Origin of the sequence: Streptomyces recifensis, from assembly GCF_002154615.1 — a bacterium.
GTDB lineage: Bacteria > Actinomycetota > Actinomycetes > Streptomycetales > Streptomycetaceae > Streptomyces > Streptomyces griseoluteus.
In genome coordinates this window covers 1-489 of record NZ_MUNH01000786.1, presented here as the reverse complement: position 1 = coordinate 489, position 489 = coordinate 1, and the positions used below count along the sequence as shown (strand labels likewise).

At 74.2% G+C, this 489-nt stretch carries 1 protein-coding gene; it reads right to left on the bottom strand.

Going from position 1 to position 489, the window contains the following annotated elements; all coding sequences use genetic code 11:
• The coding region (locus CCN33_RS33390) for a Glu/Leu/Phe/Val dehydrogenase dimerization domain-containing protein (protein WP_279628229.1) at positions 1-489 on the bottom strand (489 nt) is incomplete at both ends.

The window sequence follows — 489 nt, the reverse complement described above, 5'->3', positions numbered from 1 at the left end:
CAGCGAGGGGTCGCCCCACAGGTGCTGGGCGGAGGCGCGCATGCCCTGGTAGACGCCGAAGGCGGTGAGCACCGAGGAGTCGCCGGCGCCGCCCTGCTCGGGGGAGCGGCCGGTGGTCCAGCGGCACTCACGGGCCACCACGTCCATGTCGGCGACATAGGTGCCGACGTCGCAGGCGGTGACGTAGCGGCCGCCGAGCGAGGCGACCATGCGGCCGTAGGCGAGCAGCAGCTCCTCCGTGCGGTCCCGCGCGGGGTCACCGATGATCACGGCCTTGCCGCCGCCGTGGTCGAGCCCGGCCATGGCGTTCTTGTACGACATCCCGCGCGCGAGCTGGAGCGCGTCGGCCACGGCCGCCGCCTCGTTCGGGTACGGGTGGAAACGGGTGCCGCCGAGCGCGGGGCCCAGCGCGGTGGAGTGGATGGCGATGACGGCCTTCAGGCCGGTGGCGCGGTCCTGGCAGAGCACGACCTGCTCATGGCCGCCCTG